Consider the following 18,899-nt stretch of genomic DNA (forward strand, 5'->3'; position numbering starts at 1 on the left):
AGGAGGGCGGGGGGCGCGTGTTGACCGCATGCGCACAGAGACGGGGGTCTCAGAGCTTCCTGACTTTTTCCTTCGCGGCAGGCCGCCGGTGACACCACCGGCCGGCTGTGGCCGGGTGTTCGTCGTGCTTTCTTCCTGCCGGACGAGACCGATCTTCCGGACCGACCATCCAGGCAGGCATCGACGTGCGAACAACCCGAAGAAGACCTCGACGAGGCCAAACACAGAGCAGGTTCGCGGCAGTTGCGTTCGCGACCGCTGTCGCCGTGCTCGGCGGACTGGTGTCCGCCGCCCCCGCGGCCTCCGACGAGCCGGGGGACAACCCGACCAACCCGTACGAGCGCACCCTCCGTATCAGCCTCGGCGAGCAGGCCCGCAAGGACCGCTGCCAGGCGGGCCGGGCCGTGCAGTTCGCCGGGCCCGAGCTGAACGCGGTCGCGGCGACGAAGCTCACCGGCACGGACGCCGCGCTGCGCGCGTTCGTGACCCCGGACGCACTCCTGGGCGAGTGGGGCCAGGCCAGTACCCGGGACAGGGACGCGGGTATCGCAGCCGCGCACGCCTTCCGGGACCGCCAGGACAAGCTGAACACCGCCAACAAGCCCTACGCCGCGGAGAACTCCTTCGGAGGCCGGGACTATCACGCGCCCGAGTTCGGCAAGGACATCGTCGCCTTCACCCTCGGCACACAGCAGGACCTGTACACCAAGGCTTCGGAGAACCCGACTCCGCGGCCCGGCCAGGCCGCGCTGGACCAGGCCAAGAAGGTGCTCGATGCCTTCGGCACCGGCGACGACACCTGGGCTGCCGCGTACAAGAGCTTCGCCGGGAGTGCGCTGCTCGACACGAGCAACCTGGGCTACTCCTCGGCCAACGACGTCGCGACCTTCCTGCGCTTCGGCGGCTTCGCGACCAAGGCCCCCGAGCCTGACTCGCTGGAGTTCCGCACCGAGGTCGAGGCACTGAAGACCGCCTGGGCGGCCTGTGACAGCGCCAACCCGATCGACCACTACCGGGTACTGACCGGACCGGTCCTGGTGGCCTACTCGGAGTGGGAGACGGAGTACGTCGGCCAGGCCGAGCAGCGGAAGGCGATCGTCACCGCCAAGGCCACCGCGGCGAAGGAGGTCCGGGTCGCCACGGACGCCATGCTTGAGGCGGTGCGGCAGGCCTGGCAGGCGGACCAGATCCTGTACTGGCAGAAGTACTGGGCCGCGAACAAGGGATCCGCTTCCTACCCGAAGCCCGCGGTCTTCACCAAGGCCACGGCGGACCTGAACGCGGCGAGGACCAAGGCCGCCGCGCAGGTGACCCTGGCGGACGCGGCGGCAACCAGGGCCAAGACGGCCGCGGACGCCGCGAGCGCCCAGCAGACCAAGGCGTGGGCGATCGCGGACACCGCGAAACTGCCGCGCGGTCGGGGTCTGTTCTACGCGCAGCAGTCCGTGCAGGTCGCCAAGGCATCGGCCGCGGCCACCCTGGCGGCGGCGAAGGCCACACTGACCGCGTCGAACGCGGCGAAGGCCACGGTGGCGGACTCCCAGACGCTGCTGGCGCTGGCGAAGACCCAGACGCACGCGCTGAACACCGAGTTCCGCAAGACGGCTGCGCTGGAGGCGAAGGCACAGGCCAAGGCCGCGGCCGAGTCGGCCGCGAAGCTGGCCACGGAGGCCGCCGCCAACGCGGCCACCGCGAAGAGCGCCCGCGCGACGGCCGAGAAGGCCGAGCAGACGGCCAAGACCCAGGCCGCCGAGGCGAAGCGCCAGCGCGGGATCGCGGAGGCCGAGAAGGCCACCGCGGAGCGGGAGCGCGACCTCGCGGCGAGCGAGCGCGCGAAGGCGGGCGCGGCCGAGGACCGGGCGCGGGACGAGCAGGCCAGGGCAGGGCAGGCGCGTACGGCCGCGGAGACCGCGGGTTCGACGGCAGCGGAGAGACTGGCTGCGGCCGAGGACGCCGAAGCGCGCGCGTTCACCGCGCGGAACCAGGCGGTCAGGGCCGAGCACGAGAAGAGCGCCACCGCCTCGCGGGCGGCGGCGCTGGAGTCCGCAGCCGCGGCTGCCGAGGGCACCCAGGCGGCGGGCGAGACCAGGCAGGCGGCCACGGAGGCACGTTCCGCCGCCAACGAGGCGGCCGGCGCGGCGAGCAGGGCCCGTACGGCGGCGAACGAGGCGAGCACCGCGGCAGTGAACGCCCGAGCGGCGGCCACTCGGGCCGAGGGGGCGGCCAAGCGCTCCCGGTCCGCGGCGGACGCGGCCCAGTCGGCGTACGCCAAGACCCACGCGGCTGCTGCGACCGCGCACGCCGCCGCTGCCGAGGCGATCGACGCGGCGGCGTCCGCGAAGGAGAAGGCCAGGCTGGCGGACGCCGAGGCGAAGAAGGCCCAGGCCGCGGCGATCACCGCGCGCAAGGAGGCCACCGCGGCGGTGGCCGAGGCCGCCAAGACGGCCGCGTGGTCGGCGAAGACCGCCGGGTACGCCCTTGCCACGGCCCAGTACGCGCAGGGCGCCCGGGACGCCGCGACGGCGACGACCAAGGCGGCCGACGAGGCGATCAGCGTGGGTTCCCCGTACCGCGAGACCGACTCCTCGGCGGCGTACGCGGTGCTGATCGGGCAGACCTCCAAGACCCTCGCCGAGCAGCAGGCAACTGCGGCCAAGGCGAAGTCGGACGAGGCGAAGAAGGCGGCGGCCACGGCCAAGGCACTCGCCGACAAGGCCGCAGGCGACGCGAAGATCGCCCTCCAGGCGGCGGCCGACGCGGCGGACTACGCCGTACAGGCGGTCAACTCCGCAGCGGCTGCGAATGCTTCCGCTGCCGCGGCGGCGATCGACGCGGCAGCCGCGAAGAAGGCTGACGCGAACGCCCAGAAGTACGACGCGCAGGCAGGCACGGACGCCTTCTACGCCAACTTCGCCGCAGGCGAGGCCGAATCGGCGGCAGCCCAGGCCGACCAGGACGCCACGGACGCGGAGAAGGACGCGTCGAGCGCCCGCTCGGCCGCCAGCAGTGCGGAGCAGGACGCGTCGGCGGCCGACCGCACGGCCACCAAGGCGGAGGGCGACGCCACCAAGGCGGAGGGGGCGGCGGCCAACGCCAACACCTACGCGGAGCAGGCGGACAAGGCCGCCGACCAGGCGGAGGCCGAAGAGCGGGAGCGGGCCAGACAGGAACGCGAGCAGGTTACGGAGTCCGGTGGCTCGACCGCCGAGTACGTCCTGACCAAGGAGGAGGAGGCCGCGCTGCTCGCCGAGTGCGGGCAGGAGTGCGTCGACCAGTACCGCGCGGCCATGACGGCTGCCAACCAGGACGTGATCGACTGGGTGAAGGCGAACGGCGGCGAGATCCTGCTCGACCTGCTCGGGGTCAAAGACGCCAAGAAGTGCTTCTCCGACCCTGACGTGGAGAGCTGCCTGTGGACGGCCATCAACGCCATCGGCGCCGTTGCCTTGATCGGTAAGGCAATCCCTGTGGGCAAGGCCATCCTGAAGGTCAGTGTCGGGATCGCGAAGTTCTTCGAGGGGGCCTCCAAGGCACGCAAGACCCTCAAGGCGCTGAAGAACATCATCGACGCACGGCTTGCCAAGGGCGTGTCGTTCTGTGTGAAGCACAGCTTCGTGGCGGGCACCTTGGTCAAGATGGCCGACGGCAGCCTCCGCGCCATCGAGAACGTCAAGGCCGGGGATCAGGTCCTCAACGCGCGGTCGGGCGCCACGACTGCTGAACAGCACGACGTCGTGCTGACGCACCGCACCACTAGCGACACCCGGTTCACCGACGTGACCGTCGCTACTCCGAGCGGGCAGCGCACTATCACCGGTACGACCGATCACCCGTTCTACGACCTCACTACCGGCTCATGGACGGACGCCGGGAGCCTTCAGGCTGGTCACCGGCTGCAGACTTTGGACGACGACACCGTCACGGTCGTCGGTGTGTCTTCGTACACGAAGCCGCTTGTCACCTACGACATGACGGTGGAGGGCGTGCATGCCTACTTCGTGATGGCAGGCGCGACTCCGGTGCTGGTGCACAACATAAATTGCAGGACGATCACTGCAGGAGCCCTCAAGCATATTGACGACAAGCATCTGTGGGGTGGTACCGACCACGCCCAGGGTGTTATGGGCAATGTGTTCGCGGAGGGTATCGACAGTGCCAAGCTCAAGAAACTCATCGAAGAGGCTGCCCAGTTCGGGAGAGAGGTCCCTAGGGCCAAGGGCGACCCCCGAGGCGGCAACTACATCGACTACGCCTTCGACGCCGTCACTACTGGCGCGAACGGGCAGAACGGCATCCGGCTCGTCGTTGACGAGTTCGGCAACCTCAAGACCGCGATGCCTGCGAACATCTGGTAGCGACAGGAGTAGCGATGATCATCTTTGCCTTCCAGCCTCGGGTCGAGGACCCTTCCTGGGCCCCGGACTGGCCGACGGAGAAATCGGACCGGCCGGAGCACCCGGGACTGACGAACTCCGATTTCTGCCTGGAACTCTTCCAGGCCGATCTGCGGCTTGTCGTTCACGGTGTGGACCTCGGCGTGAGCCTGCCGGGACTACCGGTGGTCGACTTCGCGCTGATGTTGCACTACGCCACAACGATGCTGGAGACCCAGAGTGACGTCGCGGTCGAGGCCAGTCTGACCCAGCATGTGTACGCCTTCAACCGAGACGGTGACTCCATCACCCTCACGACAGAGTTGCCCCCGCGTGTTGCCCGGATGACATGGCTCGAGCTGCGAGAGCTGACCGTCCGAGCGAAGTCCGAGGCGATGCGGTTGATCACCACCGCTCATCCGGAACTGGGCGACAACGTGTGGTTGCGGGAGGCACTGGTGGCGCCGCCCACCGCGTGACAGCACTCCGATTGCAGGAATGGAGGGCGCTCCCCTGTCAGGGGGGGGCGCCCCCGCAGTCGCGAAATCGCCCGTCAGGCATGTTTGCCCTCGCTCAGGTGGTGCACGCGAACCGTGTCCGTCGCGAAGATCTCCCATGTGGTGCGGTGTCAGACAGCTCCACCACGCCGGAGCTCTTCGTCATGGTCGAGCCTTGCCAGTGCTGACGACGCTCGTGATCAATACACCTAAGGCCCGGCCACTTCGCCCTGTTGAGTTGGCACCCGGCGATCACCTACGTCGGTTACGTACACGAGGCCGCCCTGCGCATCGAGTTCGGCGGAGTCAAGGTGATGCGCGGCCAGTTGGACCGCCTCTGTGAGGTGTCCGAGCGCGACAACATCGGCGTACGCGTGATCCCCTACAAGGCAGGGGCGTTCCCCGGCGCCGGCCAGGCGGTGACCTACGCCGAGGGGTCCGTCCCGCAACTCGACACCGTGGAACTGGACTCCGCACACGGCCCCGAGTTCACCCACGGCCAGTCCCAACTCGACAAGTACCGTGCCCACTTGGACTGGATGGAAGCCGCGTCGCTCTCGCCCAGCGCGTCGCGGGACTTCATCCACACGATCGCCCGCCAACTCTGAGGAGTCACCGTGCCTGACATCACCTGGGAAGAACCGTTCTGCGCCGAAGGCGCCAACTGCTTCCGCATAGGCACCGACCCCCACAACAACGCCTACATAGCCATCGCAGGCCAGGAAGACACCTACCTCACCGACACCCGAGAAGCCCTCCGCACCCTCATCCAGGACATCAAGGCAGGCAAAGCAGACCACCTCCTCTGACCACGCCTCCAAGCTCCGTTTCCTCCCGCATGGAGAGAACATCCGAGTCGCCGTGGAAAGGCACAAAGCACGTGGCTGCTGATCCATCCCCGGCCCTGGGCGAGGTGCTGCGGCAGCTCGCCCAGGCCGTCGGCCGGTACGAGGACGACGCCTCGTTCGCCGACGGGCACGACCGCTGGTCCCTCTACCGGGTGGCGCTGGACACCCCCGGCGCACTGCCGCTGCTGTTCGAGGCGGTGTCCCTGGAGCAGGACGGTCCGCTGGCATCGGGAGTCGTCGGTGACGTACTGGAACGCGTTCCGGGGGACGAGCGTGAGCGGTGGGTACAGAGCCTCCCGCCGGCCGTGCGCGACTTCTCCGCGCGCCGGGCGCGGGAACTCGGGGTCCTGGAATCGATCGAGGAGGGCTCGATGTCGGCAGCGGCCGTCGACGATCTCATCGACGGCTGGTCCGACTGGCTTCAGCTGAGAGCGGTCCGTGTGATCGCCGACGAGGGCGTCCTGCGCGTCGTCTCGCAGAGGGGCCGGACCAAGAGGATCAGACAGGCCGCACTCGACGCCCTCCGGCAGCGCTGAGCGTACTCAGCGGGAAGCGTCGCGAAAGAAACGAGGGCGCCCCCTGCCACAGGGAGCGCCCTCACTGTCGTACAGCCGAAACCGCAGGTCAGGCGTGTTCGCCCTCGCCCAGGTGGTGCACCCGGACCATGTTCGTCGTGCCGGGGACGCCGGGCGGGGAGCCCGCCGTCATGACGACGACCTCGCCGACCTTGAAGCGGCCCAGCTTGAGCATCTCCCGGTCGACCAGGGAGACCATCTCGTCCGTGCTGTTGACGAACGGGACGACGTACGAGTCGACGCCCCAGCTCAGGGAGAGCTGGTTGCGGGTGCCCTCGTCCGTCGTGAAGGCGACGATCGGCTGGGCGGCGCGGTAGCGGGAGAGGCGGCGGGCCGTGTCGCCGGACTTGGTGAAGGCGACCAGGCCCTTGCCGCCGAGGAAGTCGGCGATCTCGCAGGCCGCGCGGGCCACCGAACCGCCCTGCGTCTTCGGCTTCTTGCCGGGGACCAGGGGCTGCAGGCCCTTGGAGAGCAGCTCCTCCTCGGCCGCCGCGACGATCTTCGACATCGTCTTGACCGTCTCCAGCGGGTACGCCCCGACGCTCGACTCCGCGGACAGCATGACCGCGTCCGCGCCGTCCAGGATCGCGTTCGCCACGTCGGACGCCTCGGCGCGCGTCGGGCGGGAGTTGGTGATCATCGACTCCATCATCTGGGTCGCGACGATCACCGGCTTGGCGTTGCGCCGGCACAGCTCCACCAGGCGCTTCTGCACCATCGGGACCCGCTCAAGCGGGTACTCGACGGCCAGGTCGCCACGGGCCACCATCACACCGTCGAAGGCCGCGACGACCGCGTCCATGTTCTCGACCGCCTGCGGCTTCTCCACCTTGGCGATGACGGGGACGCGGCGCCCCTCCTCGTCCATGATCTTGTGTACGTCGTCCACGTCGGCGGCGTCACGGACGAAGGACAGGGCGACCAGGTCGCAGCCCATGCGCAGGGCGAAGCGCAGGTCGTCGATGTCCTTCTCGGAGAGAGCCGGGACGTTCACGGCCGCGCCGGGCAGGTTGATGCCCTTGTGGTCCGAGATGACACCGCCCTCGATGACGATCGACTTCACCCGCGAACCCTCGACGTCCAGGACCTTCAGCTCGACGTTGCCGTCGTTGATCAGGATCTGGTCGCCGCGCGACACGTCACCCGGGAGGCCCTTGTACGTCGTACCGCAGATGGTCTTGTCACCGGGGACGTCCTCGGTGGTGATGACGAACTCGTCGCCCCGGACCAGCTCGACGGGGCCCTCCGCGAAGGTCTCCAGGCGGATCTTCGGGCCCTGGAGGTCGGCGAGGACGCCGATCGCCCGGCCGGTCTCCTTGGCGGCGGCCCTGACCCGGTCGTACCGGCCCTGGTGCTCGGCGTGCGTGCCGTGGCTGAAGTTGAACCGGGCCACGTTCATGCCGGCCTCGATCAGCGAGACGAGCATTTCATGGGAGTCGACCGCGGGGCCGAGAGTACAAACGATTTTCGAACGGCGCATGGGGCGATCCTATCGGTTTGTTTCGCTTCGGAATATTCCGCCTGGTGGACGACGTAGAAGGCCGCAGAAGACATGACCTGAACACAAAGGGGCGGGATAGCGCTCAGGTGAGGCACTCCCGTCAATATCCGCGAAGTGCGTTCAGTTGTCCCTTACCACCAGGGCGTATGTCTGTGTCGCGATCTCCAGCTCCTCGTCCGTCGGCACGACCGCCACCGCGACCCGGGAGCCGGTGGGGGAGATCAGGCGGGCCTCCTGGCTCCGTACGGCGTTCAGGGCGCCGTCCACGGCCACGCCCAGCCCCTCCAGGCCGGCCACGGCCGCCTCGCGCACCGGCGCCGCGTTCTCGCCGACCCCGGCCGTGAACGCGATGGCGTCCACCCGGCCGAGTACCGCGTAATAGGCGCCGATGTACTTCTTCAGTCGATGGATGTAGATGTCGAAGGCCAGCCGGGCCGCCGGGGCGTCCGCGCCGCCCTCGTCGATACGGCGGCGGATTTCCCGCATGTCGTTGTCTCCGCACAGGCCGATCAAGCCGCTCTTCTTGTTGAGAAGAGTGTCGATCTCGTCCGTGGACATTCCGCCAACACGCGTCAAATGGAAGATGACGGCCGGATCCAGGTCACCGGACCGGGTCCCCATGACGAGCCCCTCCAATGGCGTCAGCCCCATCGACGTGTCCACACACCGCCCACCCCGTACGGCGGACGCGGACGCGCCGTTGCCCAGGTGCAGCACGATGACGTTCACGTCCTCGGGCGCGCGCCCGAGCAGCCGCGCGGTCTCCCGCGACACGTACGCGTGGGACGTGCCGTGGAACCCGTACCGCCTGATCCGGTACTCGTCGGCCGTCGCGACGTCGATCGCGTAACGGGCCGCCGACTCCGGCATCGTGGTGTGGAAGGCCGTGTCGAAGACGGCGACCTGGGGGAGGTCGGGGCGCAGGGCCTGGGCGGTACGGATGCCGGTGAGGTTCGCCGGGTTGTGCAGCGGCGCTACGGGGATCAGCCGCTCGATCTCCGCGAGGACCGTCTCGTCGACGACCGTCGGCTCGGTGAACGACTGCCCGCCGTGCACGACGCGATGCCCTATGGCCGCCAACTCCGGTGAGTCCAGGCCGAGTCCGTCCTTCGCCAGCTCCTCCGCGACCGCCTGGAGGGCCGCCTCGTGGTCGGCGATCGGGCCCGTGCGCTCGCGGGACTCACCGCCGGTGGCCAGCGGGGTGTGCTTCAGCCGGGAGGTCGTCTCGCCGATGCGTTCCACCAGGCCGACGGCGAGCCGGCCGCCGGCACCCGTGCTGTCGCGCATGTCGAGAAGCTGGTACTTCAGCGAGGACGAACCGGAGTTGAGGACGAGGACGCGGGTCGCGGTCACTGGTGGGGCACCTTCGGGGTGGGGGCGGAGTCGGTGGTCTGGGAGGTCTCGGAGGTCTGGGCCTGGATCGCCGTGATCGCGACCGTCGTCACGATGTCCGGGACCAACGCGCCCCGGGACAGGTCGTTGACCGGCTTGCGCAGGCCCTGGAGGACCGGGCCGACGGCGATCGCGCCGGCCGAACGCTGCACGGCCTTGTAGGTGTTGTTGCCGGTGTTGAGGTCAGGGAAGATCAACACGCTTGCCTGGCCCGCGACTTCGGAGCCGGGGAGTTTCGTGGCGGCCACGGTCGGCTCAACTGCCGCGTCGTATTGGATGGGTCCTTCGATACGGAGGTCAGGGCGCCGCGAGCGCACCAGTTCCGTGGCCTCCCGCACCTTGTCGACGTCGGCGCCCGACCCGGACGTACCCGTGGAGTACGACAGCATCGCGATGCGCGGCTCGACGCCGAACTGCTCGGCGGTGGCGGCCGATTGGATGGCGATGTCGGCCAACTGCTCGGCGTTCGGGTCGGGGTTGACCGCGCAGTCGCCGTAGACGAGGACCTTGTCGGCCAGGCACATGAAGAAGACGGACGAGACGATGTCGGCGTCCGGCTTGGTCTTGATGATCTCGAAGGCGGGGCGGATCGTCGCGGCGGTGGAGTGCACGGACCCCGACACCATGCCGTCGGCCAGTCCCTCCTGGACCATCAGGGTGCCGAAGTAGTTGACGTCCGAGACGACGTCGTAGGCCAGCTCGACGGTGACGCCCCGGTGGGCGCGGAAGGCGGCGTACTTCTCGGCGAAGGTGTCCCGGAGTTCGGAGGTCGCCGGGTCGATGAGCCGGCAGTCGCCGAGGTCGATGCCCAGGTCGGCGGCCTTCTTGCGGATGGCGTCGACCGGACCGAGCAGGGTCAGGTCGCAGACGCCCCGGCGCAGCAGCACCTCGGCGGCGTGCAGGACGCGTTCCTCGGTGCCCTCGGGGAGGACGACCCGGCGCTTGTCGGCGCGGGCGCGTTCGAGGAGCTTGTGCTCGAACATCATCGGCGTGACGCGGTCGCTGCTGGGCGCGGAGACCCGCTTGAGCAGTTCGGTCGTATCCACATGGCGCTCGAAGAGGCCGAGGGCCGTCTCCGCCTTGCGCGGGGTGGCCGCGTTCAACTTCCCCTCCAGGGAGAAGAGTTGGGCGGCGGTGGGGAAGCTGGTGTCGGCCACGGAGACGACCGGGGTGCCGGGGGCGAGCCGGGCGGCGAGGGTGAGGACGTGGTCGCTGGGGCGCTCGTTCAGGGTCAGCAGAACGCCCGCGATGGGCGGCGTACCGGCGCTGTGCGCGGCGAGGGCGCCCACGACCAGGTCGGCGCGGTCGCCGGGGGTGACGACCAGGCAGCCCGGGGTGAGCGCGGTGAGGAAGTTGGGCAGCATCGCGCCGCCGAAGACGAAGTCCAGCGCGTCCCGGGCGAGGCCCGAGTCGTCGCCGAGGAGGACCTTGCCGCCGAGCGCGTGGGTGATCTGGGCGACCGTCGGGGCGGAGAGGGCGGGCTCGTCCGGGAGGACGTAACAGGGCACGGGGAGACGGGAGTCGAGGCGCTCGGCTATGCCGGCGCGGTCCTCGCGGGCGACGCGGTTGGCGACCATGGCGAGGACGTCGCAGCCCAGCGCCTCGTACGCGCGGTACGCGTTGCGGGTCTCGGCGAGCACCGACTCGGCGGTCTGGTCGCGACCGCCGACGACCGCGACGACGGACGCGCCGAACTCGTTCGCGAGGCGGGCGTTGAGGGCCAGCTCGTCCGGGAACTGGGTGTCGGCGAAGTCGGTACCGAGGACGAGGACGACGTCGTACTCACGGGCGACGCGCAGGAAGCGGTCGACGAGGGTGGAGACGAGTTCGTCGGTGCCCTGCTCGGCCTGGAGCGCGGACGCCTCCGGGTAGTCCATGCCGTACACGGTCGCCGGGTCCTGGGAGAGGCGGTAGCGGGCGCGCAGCAGCTCGAAGAGACGGTCCGGGTTGTCGTGCACCAGGGGGCGGAAGACGCCGACCCGGTCGACCTGCCGGGTCAGGAGTTCCATGACCCCCAGCTCGACGACCTGGCGGCCGTCGCCCCGGTCGATCCCGGTCACGTACACGCTGCGGGTCGTCACGCGTGCTCTCCGTTTCGTTCCGTCTCGATGCTCGTGGACATCGCCCGCCGAGGTGGGCCGGGCGCCCTCTTGACAGTACCCGCGACGCTGGCTAAGGCGCCCGGGAGGCTCAGGAAGCCCGGGAAGCCCGCCAGGACGGGGTGCCGGCCGGGGCGTGAAACAATCGGAATGACTCATCGGTATCAAAAGCGCGCAGAGCGATCAGAGCGAGCAGGAGACACAGCACGATGCGTATCGGAGTTCTCACCGCAGGCGGCGACTGTCCCGGCCTGAACGCAGTGATCCGGTCGGTCGTCCACCGAGCGGTCACGCAGTACGACGACGAGGTCATCGGCTTCGAGGACGGTTACGCCGGGCTGCTCGACGGCCGCTACCGCACGCTCGACCTCGACGCGGTCAGCGGCATCCTGGCCCGTGGCGGCACGATCCTCGGCTCCTCCCGGCTCCAGCGCGACCGGCTCCGCGAGGCCTGCGAGAACGCCTCCGACATGATCCACGAGTTCGGCATCGACGCGCTGATCCCGATCGGCGGCGAGGGCACGCTGACGGCGGCGCGGATGCTGAGCGACGCGGGCCTGCCGGTCGTGGGCGTCCCGAAGACGATCGACAACGACATCTCGGCGACGGACCGCACCTTCGGCTTCGACACGGCGGTGGGCGTCGCGACGGAGGCGATGGACCGCCTCAAGACCACCGCCGAGTCCCACCAGCGGGTGATGGTCGTCGAGGTCATGGGCCGGCACGCGGGCTGGATCGCCCTGGAGTCCGGCATGGCCGCCGGCGCCCACGGCATCTGCCTGCCCGAACGCCCCTTCGATCCCGCCCACCTGGTGAAGATGGTCGAGGAACGCTTCGCGCGCGGCAAGAAGTTCGCGGTCATCTGCGTCGCCGAGGGCGCGCACCCCGCCGAGGGCAGCATGGACTACGGCCACGGCGCGATCGACCAGTTCGGCCACGAGCGCTTCCAGGGCATCGGTACGGCACTGGCGTACGAGTTGGAGCGACGGCTCGGCAAGGAGGCCAAGCCGGTCATCCTCGGCCACATCCAGCGCGGCGGCACGCCCACCGCGTACGACCGCGTCCTCGCGACCCGGTTCGGCTGGCACGCGGTGGAGGCCGCGCACCAGGGCGAGTTCGGGCGGATGACGGCGCTGCGGGGGACGGACGTGGAGATGGTGCCGCTCGCGGAGGCGGTCACCGAGCTGAAGACGGTCCCGAAGGACCGGATGGACGAGGCGGAGTCGGTGTTCTAGGCAGCGCGCTGAGCACGGGCGGGCCGGACCTTACGAGTCGGGGCTCACGAGGCTTGTGAGACTCATGGCGCTCATGGGGCTCATGAGACTCATGGGGCTTACGGCGGTGGGGTGTTGCTGTCGACCCGCGTCCAGAAGTGCTCGACGATCCGGTCGAGGAAGTCGCGTCCGGTGTGGCTCGCCTCGGTGGCGGCGGCGCCGTCCGACCAGGTGAGGGTGGCGGCGAGCTGCCCCTGGTAGTAGCGGTGCAGCTCTTGCAGGATGCCTTCGAGCAGCCGGCGGTTCAGCGGGACCATCTTGTTGACGGGGCGGACGTACGCCTGCCAGCGCGTCGTGACCGCGCTGCGCAGCAGGCCGGCGAGCTTGCCGTCGAGGCCGGTGAGGGTGATGAAGTCGGCGAGCGAGAGGGCGAGCACCTCGGCGAGGATCGCGGACTGCCGCTCGGTGCCGCGCCATTCGCCGGTCTCCTCCATCCGTACGTAGACGAGGAGTTCGAGCCCGACGGCGTGGGCGACGTCCTCGGCGGTGAGATTGCGCGCGGCACGGTGCTCGCGCAAGGTGCGGGGACGGCCGACGAGTTCACAGGGCGCACACCACAACACGCCCGCGAGTGCGGTGAGTTCGCTGTTGCCGGGGGCCATGACGCCCTGTTCCCAGGCGATCACATGGTCGGGCGTGATGTACGGCAGTCCGTACGACACGCGCATTCCGTAGGCGACGTGTTCGGGGCCCATGCCGAGGGCGATACGGAGTCTGCGGGCGGCGTGGGCGTCGAAGGGCGGGTTCGGTGGGGTGGGCGGCATGGGCAGTGGGGGCGGAACTGGAGGTCGGCGCACGCGCCACAAGCTAGGGGTGCGGGGCGGCGGTGACTACGTTCTGTTCGGCCACAATTACGGATTGTAGGAAACTACGGTTCGGGGTGGTGGTCGGGGGGTGGGTGAGGGGGTTCCCGGGTCGGCCGGCGGTGGCGGGTGTGTGGGCGGGGGAGGGCTGTTCGTGGTGTTCGACCGTGCGAATGGCAAGGTGGTGGGGCATATGCGCGAGGAGTTGGCGGGCGGGTGGGGTGCCGGGTGGGTGTCGGTTCTGTGGGCGGGTGTCGAAGGTGAGTGCGGTGGGTGTGGTGGGGGTCGGGGCCTGGAGGGTCACGTGACCGGCGAGTAGGGGCGGCGCGAACTGTGCGGTCGCCTTGGCTGGTGCCTGTGGTGCGGTTCGTAGGGGAGTGGGGCGTGTGTTTTTTGGGGTAGACGGGGAGCCGTTTCAGGTCGAGGTGCTGGTCGACGAGGGCAGAGGTGTGCGGCCGGTGTGTCACGGCCCGTAGCACTGGGGGACGCCGGGCAGCCAGTTGTCCGGGTGCGAGATGAAGTAGCTCGCCATCCATCCGTAGAAACCCCGGGTGTGGTTGTCCACGAAGACCCAGTTCGGATTGCCGCCGACCGTCTCGCCCCGTGTCTGGCAGGTCACTTCGAGCTGGTCGCCCGGCTGCGCCTTGCCGACCACCTGCGGGCAGTTGCCGGGGGAGGGGAACTCTGGGCAGCGGAAGCCCGGGTTCGGGTCCCGACGGACGTTCACATCCGTCGCCCAGGTGGTGAACACCGGGCCTGCGGCCCGCTGTTCGGCAGCGGCCTGGGCGGGCGCGGCGCTCAGCGTCATGCCGAGCGCGCAGAGCACGGCCGCCGCGGCGGCGCCGCCGAGTCGGGCACCACGCTTCGCTGGCTTGTTGGACATGTCGTCTCCTTCGGACTCGCGGTCGGGCAGGTGCGTCGCCCTCACTACCGGATGGACGGGTGCGCATGCCGTGCCGTATGAGCGCGGAGCGAAGGAACATCAGAGGAGGTGGTCTGCTTTGCCGGCCTTGATGTCCTGGATGAGGGTGCGGAGGGCTTCTCGGGTGTCGGTGAGGTAGGTGTCTTCCTGGCCTGCGATGGCTATGTAGGCGTTGTTGTGGGGGTCGGTGCCTATGCGAAAGCAGTTGGCGCCTTCGCCGCAGTAGGGGTCTTCCCAGGTGATGTCGGGCACGGGGTCTCCTAGAGGCCGTTGGCGAGGGCGCGGATGAAGTCCCGTGAGGGCGCGGGGGCGAGTGCGACGGCTTCGGCCGCGTCGAAGTGGGCTCGGTACTTGCCGAGTTGGGCCTCGGTGTCGATGAACTCCGGGCCGTGCGTGCTGTCGAGTTCCACGGTGTCGAGGCGGGGGACGCTCGACTCGGCGTAGACGACGGACTGTCCGGCGCCGGGGAAGCCGCCCGCCTTGAACGGGATGACGCGTATCGTCACGGCCTCGCGTTCGGACGCGTGCAGCAGGTGCTCCAACTGTCGCTTGGCGACGGAGGATCCGCCGAACTCCATACGGAGTGCGGCCTCATGGAGGATGACGTCGAGGGCCGGGGGTTCCGGCCGGTCGAGCACTTGCTGCCGGTCGACCCGGTGCGCCAGGCGGGTGTCGGCGGCGGAGGTGAGCAGGGGTGGGATCACGGCCTTGAACACCGCGCGGGCGTGGTCCTCGGTCTGGAGCAGTCCGGGCAGATGCACGCTGACGGTGATGCGCAGTCGTGCGGAGTGCCATTCCATCTCGGCGATGTCGAGGAAGCCGTCGGGGAGTTGCCCCCGGTACTCCTCCCACCAGCCCTTCTCGCGTTCGGCGGCCATGACGGCGAGTGCCTCGACGAACTCCTCGTCCGTGCAGCTGTAGTTGGCGGCGAGAGTGCGTACGCGGTCGGGGCTGAGGCCGGAGCGGCCGGACTCCATGTTGGGCACGTTGGTGCGGGGGACGTTCAGCAGCCGGGCGGCGTGCTCGGTCTTGATCCCGGCAGAGGTGCGCATCCTGCGCAACTCCGCGCCCAACCGCCTCTGACGCTCCGTCGGCTTGCTCCTCGGCGGCATGCGTCCCTCCCGTTCGGCTGTGTGACGGGGTCAGTCTGCCGCCGTGGCGCGTCCCTGGTCCACCTGGGACTTCCGCGAAGAGTAGTACGTGTACTCCGACTTGTGAGCTACGTTTGGTCACCGGTCGCTTACGGCCCGACATCGCCCGGAAGTGCATCACGCGAGCCTGCCCGCGTCCCGGAAAGGGAGTTCGTCATGTCCTCACCGCTCACCACCTCGGCCTGTCTCGTCCCGACCGACCTGCCGGAGGTGCCGCCGCCCACTCCGGACACGCTCACGTACGGCTTCACCCTGCCTGCGGAGGCGGTGAGTTCGTGGGTTGCCCGGGCTGCTGTTCGGGTTGTTCTTCAGGCACATGGGGTGGAGGGGATGACGGATGTGGCGGTGCAGGTGGTGGGGGAGTTGACGGCTTGTGCGTGCTGCCCCGGAGGGGGGGGAGCGGGGGATTGTGGAGGTTGGGTGACGAGGGCGGAGCTATCGCTGCTCCTCGGCCCAGGCGCGGACTTTGTCGGCGTTGACCGTGTCGCCGGCTTGGATGTAAGCGGCGGCGGATTGGAATCCGAGAATACGGGATTCGGCGTGGCGGCCGACTGACGCGTGGGCGATTGCAAGATTGGCGTACGTTTCGCCTACGCCCTGCCAGTTTCCGAAATCCCGGTAGATTTTCTGGGCTCTTAGGTAACATTCAACCGCCTCGGCGAAATGACCTGTTTCCTTCTGGGTGATGCCGAGGTTGCTCCAACTCCTGGCTTCATCAATGAAATCACCATTGGCATGGTGCAGCTCGATTGCACGGATGTAGGCGTCTATCGCCTCCGTTGGGCGATTGGCTGCAGAAAAGGCATTGCCGAGATTTAGGAGAGCCGTAGCTTCTCCGGTGAGATATTCGGTGTCGTGGTGAATTATCCACGAATGAGTGAGGGCCTCGATCGCCTCCTCCACCTCGCCAAGTGCCAACAAGCACAACCCGATGTTGTTCCATGCCTTGGCTTCACCGCGCGCGTCGTCAGCGGTCTGGTATAGCTCGCCGGCGCGCGTATGAGCGGCCATGGCCTGTTTTATGTGGCCCAGTTCTCGCAGAGCGAAGCCCAGACTGTTCAGTATGCGGGCTGCGGAAACCTGGTCACCTAGCCGGTAGGCGGCTTGGCAGGCAGGGCGGCTTATGGCGATCCAGTCATGGCAGTATCGCCGCCAGTCCAGGTTGTACCCCATCAAGTGCAAGGCCAAGCGGACCGCAGCGGGACTGTACGGCTCCTCTCGCGCCCACTGGACAGCGCCCACCAGAGCGGCTCGCTCCCTGTCCAGCCATGCCAGTGCCTCCCGTCGGTTGGCAAAGCGACCAGGAACGGGTCTCTCTTCCGAAGCACGGAGGAGAGCGTCAGCGTCCAGCGCACACAAACGATAGAACTCCAGCACCCTTGCCCGGGCAGCCGCCCCTTCAGCCACCAGCCGCGGACAGCTTGCCGCCACACCTGCTGCGTACGCCCGCACCAAGTCGTGCAACCGCCATCGCACCCCATTGGCTGAACCTTCGTCGGCGCGAATCGGCGTGACGAGGCATGAGGCGGCCAGGTCCTCCAAGCGGCGCACGGTGGCTTCCGTGTCGAGGTCGGCCAAGGCCGCGACCGCGTCTGTGCCGGTCTCCCTGCCGGGAGCGAGGGCGAGCAAGCGCAGCAGACGGGCCTGGTCGGGTGGGAGACGGCGGTACGAGGTCTCCAGGACCGGGCGCAGGACGAGGGGCCGGCCGTACTGGTCGGTGCCGCGATTGCCGTTGTCCAGTGCGACCGTCGGGTCCTCGGCTTCCTTGATCTCGGCCACCAGGGAAGCGATCCCGCGCGACCACCGCCGTCGCAGCATCGCGGCGGCGATCTGCAGGGCCAGGGGCAAGTGGCCGCAGAGGGCGGTCAGTTCGTGCAAGGCGTCCGGTTCGCGTGCTGGGCGGTCGTCGCGTTCGTCTGCGTCGTGGAGGGCTCGGGTGATGAGGGCGACCGAGTCGTCCTCCGGGAGTGTTTCCAGGTCGATGAGGCGGACGCCGGTGAGGGAGTCCGGGCGGTCCCGGGATGTGATCAGTACCCGGTGTCTGTCCGTGCCGGGCAGCAGGGGGAGGTACTGGGCCGGGTCCGAGGCGTTGTCCAGGATCAGCAGCATGCGGTCCCGGCGCCCGGCGAGGAGTGCGTGGTAGGTGGCGTACTGGCGTGCTGCCGTCGTCGGCAGGTCCGCTCCCCGTACTCCGAGCGCGTCGAGCAGCGCCAGCACCGCCTGATCCGCCGTCACCGGGTTGTCGTCGTAACCCTGTAGGTCTACGAACAAGGTCCCACCAGGGAACCACTCCGCCGCACACGCCTTGTGCGCCGTCTCGATCGCCAAGGCCGTCTTGCCGATGCCGCCCATGCCGGTGACGACGAAGATGAGGAGGGGGTGCGCGGCGGCGCCCGTCGGGTCGGGTGCCAGGTGGGGCAGCAGGCGGGCCAGCTCCGCCGTGCGGCCGGTGAAGCCCAGCGGGCGCGGCGGGAGCGTGGCCGTCGCCACCGGTACCGGGCCGTGCGCGTGGCCTCCGCCGAGGCCGGCGTCCTGGCTACCTGCCGTCCTCGTCGCCGGGGCGGTGGCCGACGAACTTCGCCACGAAGGAACCGTTGAACGTGCTGTCCCGGAAGTCGAAGTGGTCCCCGCCGTACCGTTCGCCGCGAAAGGGACCCTCCTGGGGGTCGGTGGTCTGCTTCGGGACCAGCTCGCGGAGTACGGCAACGGCCGCCGCTGCCGCGTTTCCTGCGGCCCGGGGCTGCGAACCCCCCTTGTCCGCCTCGGACTTGTCCGGGTCGGCCTTGTCGCTGATGCCTCGGATGATCAACGCGCCCGCCTCACCGGCGAGATGGACCGCGTTGGCGACGCCGGTGCTCTCCATCTCGATGGCCACGGCGTCGTTGTAGTGCGTGTGGATGTGCCGGGCCAGTGCGGACTTCTGGTCGGTGAGGACCACGTCTCCGACGGCGATCGGCTTGAAGTGCGTCCGGAAGTCCGTCCGGAAGTCCGCCGCCCTGCCGCCGCCCAGTGCCTCCTTGGCCGCCTGCTCCAGGCGGTGCGAGGCCTTCCATGCCTCCGGGCGGACCAGGAAACCCTCGGGGGTCTGCTTGCCTCCGTGGATCGAGTACACCTTCGTCGCGATCACGACGTCGCCGATCCCGATGTCGTCCTTGAGACCGCCCGCGACACCGACGAGGAGTACGGCCTCGGGGTCCAGCCATGTCAGTACGCGCTCGGTGAGGGTGGCTGCCGTGAGGGTGCCTTCGCCCATGTTGACGAGGACCACCTGCCAGGGTGTGCCGGGGAGTTGGCCGCGCTTGGCCTTGGTTCCGTAGCGCGGGTGGGTGAGCGTCTCGATGTCCGTGAGGTGCTCCCGCATGGCGTCGTACTCCAGCGACAGCGCGGTGAGGACGGTAACGGTTCTCTTTGTCTCCGGCACGCTTCTACGGTACTTGGCGGGCGTACCGTTATGTCACTTGATG

General features: G+C 69.0%; 15 protein-coding genes. 6 read left to right on the forward strand and 9 right to left on the reverse strand.

Features of this window, described 5'->3' with window-relative positions:
- The first annotated feature begins 266 nt into the window (after nt 1–266).
- From CW359_RS17025 to CW359_RS17050, 5 genes are all read left to right on the forward strand, one after another.
- Nucleotides 267–4,355, forward strand: a complete 4,089-nt coding sequence (locus CW359_RS17025) for a Hint domain-containing protein (RefSeq protein WP_105970790.1) — start codon at nt 267–269, stop codon at nt 4,353–4,355.
- 14 nt (nt 4,356–4,369) lie between these two features.
- Complete coding sequence (locus CW359_RS17030) at nt 4,370–4,852, forward strand: hypothetical protein (RefSeq protein ID WP_105970791.1); 483 nt, start codon at nt 4,370–4,372, stop codon at nt 4,850–4,852.
- A 251-nt stretch (nt 4,853–5,103) separates the two neighbouring features.
- Nucleotides 5,104–5,478 (forward strand): Scr1 family TA system antitoxin-like transcriptional regulator, encoded by a 375-nt coding sequence (locus CW359_RS17040; protein ID WP_332874977.1) that lies wholly within the window; start codon nt 5,104–5,106, stop codon nt 5,476–5,478.
- A 9-nt stretch (nt 5,479–5,487) separates the two neighbouring features.
- Complete coding sequence (locus CW359_RS17045; RefSeq protein WP_105970792.1) at nt 5,488–5,679, forward strand: hypothetical protein; 192 nt, start codon at nt 5,488–5,490, stop codon at nt 5,677–5,679.
- 71 nt (nt 5,680–5,750) lie between these two features.
- Complete coding sequence (locus tag CW359_RS17050) at nt 5,751–6,254, forward strand: hypothetical protein (RefSeq protein ID WP_105970793.1); 504 nt, start codon at nt 5,751–5,753, stop codon at nt 6,252–6,254.
- A gap of 88 nt (nt 6,255–6,342) precedes the next feature.
- On the opposite strand, the gene pyk is transcribed toward CW359_RS17050, so the two are convergent.
- The 3 genes from pyk to pta all read right to left on the reverse strand — a co-directional run bounded on the left by pyk (nt 6,343) and on the right by pta (nt 11,267).
- Complete coding sequence (pyk, locus tag CW359_RS17055) at nt 6,343–7,773, reverse strand: pyruvate kinase (RefSeq protein ID WP_105970794.1); 1,431 nt, start codon at nt 7,771–7,773, stop codon at nt 6,343–6,345.
- 141 nt (nt 7,774–7,914) lie between these two features.
- Entirely contained in the window at nt 7,915–9,147 is a 1,233-nt protein-coding gene (locus CW359_RS17060) for an acetate kinase (RefSeq protein WP_105970795.1), read from the reverse strand.
- Nucleotides 9,144–11,267 (reverse strand): phosphate acetyltransferase, encoded by a 2,124-nt coding sequence (gene pta / locus CW359_RS17065; RefSeq protein ID WP_105970796.1) that lies wholly within the window; start codon nt 11,265–11,267, stop codon nt 9,144–9,146. Before pta ends, CW359_RS17060 begins: the two co-directional genes overlap by 4 nt.
- Nucleotides 11,268–11,494: 227 nt before the next feature.
- On the opposite strand from pta, the gene CW359_RS17070 reads away from it, so the two are divergent.
- Nucleotides 11,495–12,520, forward strand: a complete 1,026-nt coding sequence (locus tag CW359_RS17070) for an ATP-dependent 6-phosphofructokinase (protein ID WP_105970797.1) — start codon at nt 11,495–11,497, stop codon at nt 12,518–12,520.
- A 98-nt stretch (nt 12,521–12,618) separates the two neighbouring features.
- On the opposite strand, the gene CW359_RS17075 is transcribed toward CW359_RS17070, so the two are convergent.
- The 6 genes from CW359_RS17075 to CW359_RS17100 form a co-directional block, all read right to left on the reverse strand.
- The gene (locus tag CW359_RS17075; protein ID WP_105970798.1) at nt 12,619–13,323 is read right to left on the reverse strand and encodes a helix-turn-helix domain-containing protein; all 705 of its coding nucleotides are present in this window, start codon (nt 13,321–13,323) and stop codon (nt 12,619–12,621) included.
- 502 nt (nt 13,324–13,825) lie between these two features.
- A complete protein-coding gene (locus CW359_RS17080; RefSeq protein WP_105970799.1) occupies nt 13,826–14,245 on the reverse strand; it encodes an SH3 domain-containing protein in 420 nt (139 codons plus the stop codon).
- A gap of 99 nt (nt 14,246–14,344) precedes the next feature.
- Nucleotides 14,345–14,536, reverse strand: a complete 192-nt coding sequence (locus tag CW359_RS17085; RefSeq protein WP_105970800.1) for a hypothetical protein — start codon at nt 14,534–14,536, stop codon at nt 14,345–14,347.
- A gap of 8 nt (nt 14,537–14,544) precedes the next feature.
- A complete protein-coding gene (locus CW359_RS17090; protein WP_332874978.1) occupies nt 14,545–15,336 on the reverse strand; it encodes a DUF5753 domain-containing protein in 792 nt (263 codons plus the stop codon).
- A gap of 534 nt (nt 15,337–15,870) precedes the next feature.
- Nucleotides 15,871–17,925: a tetratricopeptide repeat protein gene (locus CW359_RS17095; protein WP_332874979.1), complete on the reverse strand. Its 2,055-nt coding sequence runs from the start codon at nt 17,923–17,925 to the stop codon at nt 15,871–15,873.
- 46 nt (nt 17,926–17,971) lie between these two features.
- Nucleotides 17,972–18,856: a 5'-methylthioadenosine/S-adenosylhomocysteine nucleosidase family protein gene (locus CW359_RS17100; protein ID WP_105970802.1), complete on the reverse strand. Its 885-nt coding sequence runs from the start codon at nt 18,854–18,856 to the stop codon at nt 17,972–17,974.
- Nucleotides 18,857–18,899: the final 43 nt, after the last annotated feature.

This window comes from Streptomyces geranii (assembly GCF_002954775.1).
Taxonomy (GTDB): domain Bacteria; phylum Actinomycetota; class Actinomycetes; order Streptomycetales; family Streptomycetaceae; genus Streptomyces; species Streptomyces geranii.

Bases quoted from the DNA above. Each gene is read 5' to 3' on its own strand.
- CW359_RS17030 (WP_105970791.1), top strand. From the start codon at position 4,370: ATGATCATCTTTGCCTTCCAGCCTCGGGTCGAGGACCCTTCCTGGGCC.
- pyk (WP_105970794.1), bottom strand. From the start codon at position 7,773: ATGCGCCGTTCGAAAATCGTTTGTACTCTCGGCCCCGCGGTCGACTCC.
- CW359_RS17070 (WP_105970797.1), top strand. From the start codon at position 11,495: ATGCGTATCGGAGTTCTCACCGCAGGCGGCGACTGTCCCGGCCTGAAC.
- CW359_RS17075 (WP_105970798.1), bottom strand. From the start codon at position 13,323: ATGCCGCCCACCCCACCGAACCCGCCCTTCGACGCCCACGCCGCCCGC.
- CW359_RS17080 (WP_105970799.1), bottom strand. From the start codon at position 14,245: ATGTCCAACAAGCCAGCGAAGCGTGGTGCCCGACTCGGCGGCGCCGCC.
- CW359_RS17090 (WP_332874978.1), bottom strand. From the start codon at position 15,336: ATGCGCACCTCTGCCGGGATCAAGACCGAGCACGCCGCCCGGCTGCTG.